Here is a 5078-nt window from a genome sequence, read left to right as displayed (position 1 = left end):
GGACAACTCTATGCAAATAGAGCCGATTGCTTCTAAGATGCGCTCACCAACCAAGTTTGTCTAGGACAAACATGAAAAACAGCTGCTTGTTGCCACCCCTGTCCGGGTTGATCGCCTCCTCAAAGACTAAAAACCCTCACGCTGTGCGGAACTTCACAGCTGGGGGAAACTCCCTCCTTGCAAGGAAGACCGCTTCGGCGTTCCTCCTAGGTTCGGGTTTGCGACACCCGGGCCTGTCCTCTTTCAGCCGCGCAGCCTGCCAGTTTGTCTGGCTGCCCCCCGGGAGCGCCTCTCCTCCTCCCTCCCTCCCTCATTCGCTCCAGGGCGCTGCGCGGCTTTCTTCTCTTCCCGCCCACGGAGGCTGCCGGTGACGGCGGCTTCCATGGCGCCACGCCGCATCGCGGTCGTGGGCTCGGGCATCGCCGGCCTGTCAGCCGCCTGGCATCTGGCGCATGACAGCCGACACAACGCCGTCACGCTGTTCGAGGCTGATGACCGTTTCGGCGGCCACGCCCACACCGTCGACCTGACACTGAATGGCATCCGCCATGGGGTGGACACCGGCTTCCTGGTCTTCAACGAGCGCACCTACCCGGGGCTGATCGGGCTGTTCGAGCAGCTGGGCGTGCCCACCACCGCGTCGGACATGTCGTTTTCCGTCCAGGCACCGGCGCGTGGGCTGGAGTGGAGCGGCGGCAACCTGAACGCGGTCTTCGCGCAGCGCCGCAACCTCGCCTCGCCGCGCTTCCTGGCGATRCTGGCTGACATCCTGCGTTTCAACCGGCTGGCCACCGGCATCGCCGAGCGTGGCGACGACCATGCGCTGAACCAGAGCGTCGGTCACTTCCTTGACGAGCACCGCTTCGGCCCGCTGTTCCGCGAAGCCTATTTCTTGCCAATGATCGGCAGCATCTGGTCGTGCCCGATGGCGCAGATGCAGGCGTTTCCGGTCGGCACGCTGATCCGCTTCTGCCACAACCACGGGCTGCTGCAGGTGGCCGACCGGCCGCGCTGGTTCACCGTGCCCGGTGGCTCGCGCGAGTACGTGCGGCGCCTCGTCGCCACGCTGCCCGACGCCCGCCGCCACTGCGCGGTGCGCGCGGTGCGGCGCCGCCCACCAGGCGCCCTGGGCGGCCAAGCCGGGGTCTGGGTCGACAGCGATGCCGGCAGCGAACGCTTCGACGCAGTCGTACTGGCCGGCCACGCCGCGCAGAACCTGGCGCTGCTGCCCGACGCCAGTGCCGAAGAGCGCGCGGTGCTTGGTGCGATCCGCACCCAGCCGAACCGCGCGGTGCTGCACACCGATCCGCGCCTGCTGCCGCAGCGCCGGCGCGCCTGGGCCGCCTGGAACTACGAGGCCGCGGCCGCCGGCGCCGAGCCGGGCCGGGTCTGCCTGCACTACCTGATCAACCAATTGCAGCCCTTGCCCTGGCAGCAGCCGGTGATCGTGTCGCTGAACCCGTTGCGCGAGCCCGATCCGGCCCTGGTGCATGGCGAATTCAGCTATGCGCACCCAGTGTTCGATCAGGCCGCCGTCGAGGCGCAGCGCCGCCTGCCGGCGCTGCAAGGCCGCGGCGGCGTGTGGTTCGCTGGCGCCTGGACGCGCTACGGCTTCCACGAAGACGGTTTCGTCTCGGGCCGCCAGGTGGCGCGGGCCTTGTCCACCCAATGGGCCGACGCGCCAACTTGGCGCGACGCCGCATGATGAACGGGCCGACCACCGCCCGCCCGCCGCGGCCGCCGCGGCCGCTGCTCGGCATCGGCGAGGTGCGGCACGCCCGCCTGCGGCCGGTGCGCCATGCCTTTGCCTACCCGGCCTTCTTCTGGCTGCTGCCGTTGCGTTCAGTGCGTGGTCGGCCCGAGCCGGCGCTCCAGCGCAACCGCTTCGGCTGGGCCAGTTTCCACGACGCCGACCACGGCGACGGCCGCGCCGACTGCCTGGCCTGGTTCGATGAGCTGCTGGCCCGCGAGGGCGTGGCCGACGCCGACGGCGAGGTCTGGCTGCACTGCCTGCCGCGCATGCTGGGCCATGTCTTCAAGCCGGTCAGCTTCTGGTACGCCCACCGTGCCGACGGCTCGCTCGCGGCCATCGTCGCCGAGGTCAACAACACCTTCGGCGAGCGCCACTGCTACCTGCTCACCGGCCCACAGCTGGGCTGGGGCAGCGAGCTGCAGGCCCGCAAGGTCTTTCACGTCTCGCCGTTCTGCCGCGCCGACGGTCTCTACCGCTTTCGCTTCATGCGCACCGAAGCGCGCACGGTGGTGCGCATCGAGCACGACGACGACGAAGGGCCACTGCTGACCACCAGCGTCAGCGGGCGGCTGCAGGCGCTGACCGCTGCCAGCTCGCGCGCCGCGCTGTGGCGCATGCCGCTGCAAAGCCTGGCGGTCGTCGCGCGCATCCACCTGCAGGCGCTGCGCCTGTGGTGGCGCGGGGTGCCGTTCTTCCGCAAGCCGGCGCCGCCGGTGCACGGCGTGTCCGCATCCGACCCCGCCGCCTTGTCCGACCCTGCCGTTGTGAGCTCCCCATGAACACCGACACCCTGGCCCGCCCCGGCGTCTTCGGCGCGCTGCCCCGCAGCGCCCCCGCCGCCGCCCGCACCGCGCTGCGATTGCTGCAGCGGCTGCAGGCCGGCACGCTGCACTTGCAGTGCCCCGATGGGCGCCAACTGGTCTTCGGCACCGGCGGCGCGCCGCACGCCAGCCTGCGCCTGCACGACTGGGCCGTGTGCGCCACCACGCTGCGCAGTGGCGATGTCGGCTTCGGCGAGGCCTACATCGATGGCGGCTGGAGCTCGCCCGACCTGGTCGCGCTGCTGCGCCTGTTCCTGGCCAACCGCGAGGCCATCGACCGCGCGCTGTATGGCCATTGGTGGGGTGCGCTGTGGTATCGCCTGCGCCACGTGCTGAACCGCAATTCGCGCGCCGGCAGCCGGCGCAACATCGCGGCGCACTACGACCTGGGCAACCCGTTCTACCGGCTCTGGCTCGACCCGACGATGAACTACTCCAGCGCCTGGTTCGGCGGCGATGCGACGCGGTCGCTGGCCGACGCCCAGCGCGCCAAGATGCGCCGTGCGCTCGATGAATGCGGCCTCGAAGCCGGCCAGCGCGTGCTGGAGATCGGCTGCGGCTGGGGCGCGGTGGCTGAGCTGGCCGCCGGAGAGCGTCAGCTGGCGGTGACCGGCGTCACCTTGTCGAAAGAGCAACTGGCCCATGCTCAGCAGCGCCTAGCCGCGCAGGAGTTGGCGGCCGACCTGCGGCTGCAGGACTACCGCGACATCCCCGAGACAGGTTTCGACGGCATCGTCTCGATCGAGATGTTCGAAGCGGTGGGCCGCGAATACTGGGCCGGCTACTTCCGCAGCGTGCACGACAAGCTCAAGCCAGGCGGTCGCGCCTGCATCCAGTCGATCACGATCCGTGACGACCTGTTTGCACGTTATGTGCGCGGCACCGATTTCATCCAGCAGTACATCTTCCCGGGTGGCCTGCTGCCCAGCCCGTCGGCGTTTCGCGCCGCCGCGGCCGAGGCGGGACTGACGGTGGTCAACGAGCTGGACTTCGGCGCCGACTACGCGCTGACGCTGCAGCACTGGCGCCGTGCCTTCCTCGCGCAAGAGGCGCAGGTGCGTGCGCAGGGCTACGACGACCGCTTCATGCGGCTGTGGGAGTTCTACCTCGCGTACTGCGAGGCCGCCTTCGAGGCCGGCAGCACCAGCGTCATGCAGTTCACACTGCAGCGCGCCTGAGGCCTTGATGCAACGCCGCGTGCTGCTGGCCATGCCGCTGAGCCTGCCCTGGCTCGGCTGGGCCGAGGCCGCGGCACCGCCCGAGCTGCGCGGCGAATGGCCCGATACGCCTGCGCTGCGACAGGGCCAGGGCCGCATGCGCTTTCTCGGCCTGCCGGTCTACGACATCACGCTGTGGGCCCCCGAGCCGGTGCGGGCCGACGAGACCGATCGTCACCGGTTGGCGCTGGAGATCGTCTACCGCCGCTCGCTCAGCGGCGAGCGCATCGCGGAGCGCTCGCTGGCCGAGATGCAGCGCGCCGGCCCCCTCGACGAGGCCACCTCCTCGGCCTGGCTGGCGCAGATGAAGCGGCTGTTCCCCGACGTGGCCGACGGTGACCGCGTGACCGGCGTGCAGCTGCCTGGCCAGGTAGCACGCTTTCATCTCAACGGCCGCTTCGTCGGCGAGTTGCGCGACTCGCGTTTCACCGCGCTGTTCTTCGGCATCTGGCTGGCGCGCTGGACGTCGGAGCCGGGCCTGCGGCAAGCGCTACTCGAAGGCACACGATGACACCGGCCGCCCGGGCCCTCGGCGCGCGGCCCACCCCGCGGCCGGCGCCCCTGCAGGGATTGCAGGGGCTGTGCTACGGCCTGCTGGGTCTGCCGCTGGCCTTCGTCGCGCTGCCGCTGTATGTGCTGCTGCCGCACCACTACGCCGCCGGCCTCGGCGTGCCGCTGGCGTCGCTCGGTGCACTGCTGCTGGCCGTGCGGGCACTCGACGCGCTGCTCGATCCGCTGATCGGCCGCTTCGTCGACCGGCTGCTCGACTGGCCGCGAGCCCGCCTGATGGCCGTGGCCGGCGCGGCAGCGCTGCTGCTCAGCACAGCATTCCAGGCACTGTTCTTTCCGCCGGTGCGCGGCACGCCGGCGCTGCTGGCCTGGGCCGGCGGCGCTCTGGTCGCCTGTTACCTAGCCTACAGCGGGCTCAGCGTGTTGCACCAAGCCTGGGGCGCGCGGCTGGGCCAGACAGCCACCGAGCGGGCGCGCGTGGTCGCGTGGCGCGAAGGCGCCGCCTTGCTCGGCGTGATCGTGGCCAGCGTGTTGCCGAGCACTGCAGGACTCGGTGCAACCAGTGYGGCACTGGCCTTCACGCTGGTGCTGGGCCTGGCCACGCTCGGCATCGCCCCCGCGCCGCAAGCCACCGACACCACCTCACCGCCCGCCGGGCTGTGGGCCCCATGGCGCTGGCCGGCGTTTCGCCGGCTGCTGGGCATCTACCTGCTCAACGGCGTGGCCAGCGCACTGCCGGCGACGCTGGTGCTGTTCTTCATCCGCGACCGGCTGCAA

General features: G+C 70.7%; 5 protein-coding genes. All 5 read left to right on the top strand.

Annotated features, from left to right (window positions below):
• Positions 1 to 382 precede the first annotated feature (382 nt).
• Entirely contained in the window at positions 383 to 1705 is a 1323-nt protein-coding gene (locus AC1DYI_RS26030) for an NAD(P)/FAD-dependent oxidoreductase (protein ID WP_477207031.1), read from the top strand.
• Positions 1705 to 2532, top strand: coding sequence for a DUF1365 domain-containing protein (locus AC1DYI_RS26025; protein ID WP_477207030.1), 828 nt, complete (start codon positions 1705 to 1707; stop codon positions 2530 to 2532). The genes AC1DYI_RS26030 and AC1DYI_RS26025 overlap by 1 nt, the downstream gene beginning before the upstream one ends.
• The gene (locus AC1DYI_RS26020; RefSeq protein WP_477207029.1) at positions 2529 to 3752 is read left to right on the top strand and encodes a class I SAM-dependent methyltransferase; all 1224 of its coding nucleotides are present in this window, start codon (positions 2529 to 2531) and stop codon (positions 3750 to 3752) included. The genes AC1DYI_RS26025 and AC1DYI_RS26020 overlap by 4 nt, the downstream gene beginning before the upstream one ends.
• 7 nt (positions 3753 to 3759) lie before the next feature.
• Positions 3760 to 4302 carry a chalcone isomerase family protein gene (locus AC1DYI_RS26015; RefSeq protein ID WP_477207028.1) on the top strand — a complete coding sequence of 181 codons (543 nt, stop codon included), beginning with the start codon at positions 3760 to 3762 and terminating at the stop codon, positions 4300 to 4302.
• On the top strand, positions 4299 to 5078 hold a 780-nt coding region (locus tag AC1DYI_RS26010), incomplete at its 3' end, for an MFS transporter (protein WP_477207027.1). The genes AC1DYI_RS26015 and AC1DYI_RS26010, both read left to right, overlap by 4 nt.

The sequence above is a fragment of the Ideonella sp. P3_A4 genome, from assembly GCF_056403075.1.
The sequence above is the reverse complement of the archived record's forward strand: the minus strand, read 5'-3'. Positions and strand labels throughout refer to the sequence as shown.

What these genes read in the sequence shown, in the direction of transcription:
- AC1DYI_RS26015 (WP_477207028.1), top strand. Translation starts at nt 3,760, where the DNA reads ATGCAACGCCGCGTGCTGCTGGCCATGCCGCTGAGCCTGCCCTGGCTC.
- AC1DYI_RS26025 (WP_477207030.1), top strand. Translation starts at nt 1,705, where the DNA reads ATGAACGGGCCGACCACCGCCCGCCCGCCGCGGCCGCCGCGGCCGCTG.
- AC1DYI_RS26020 (WP_477207029.1), top strand. Translation starts at nt 2,529, where the DNA reads ATGAACACCGACACCCTGGCCCGCCCCGGCGTCTTCGGCGCGCTGCCC.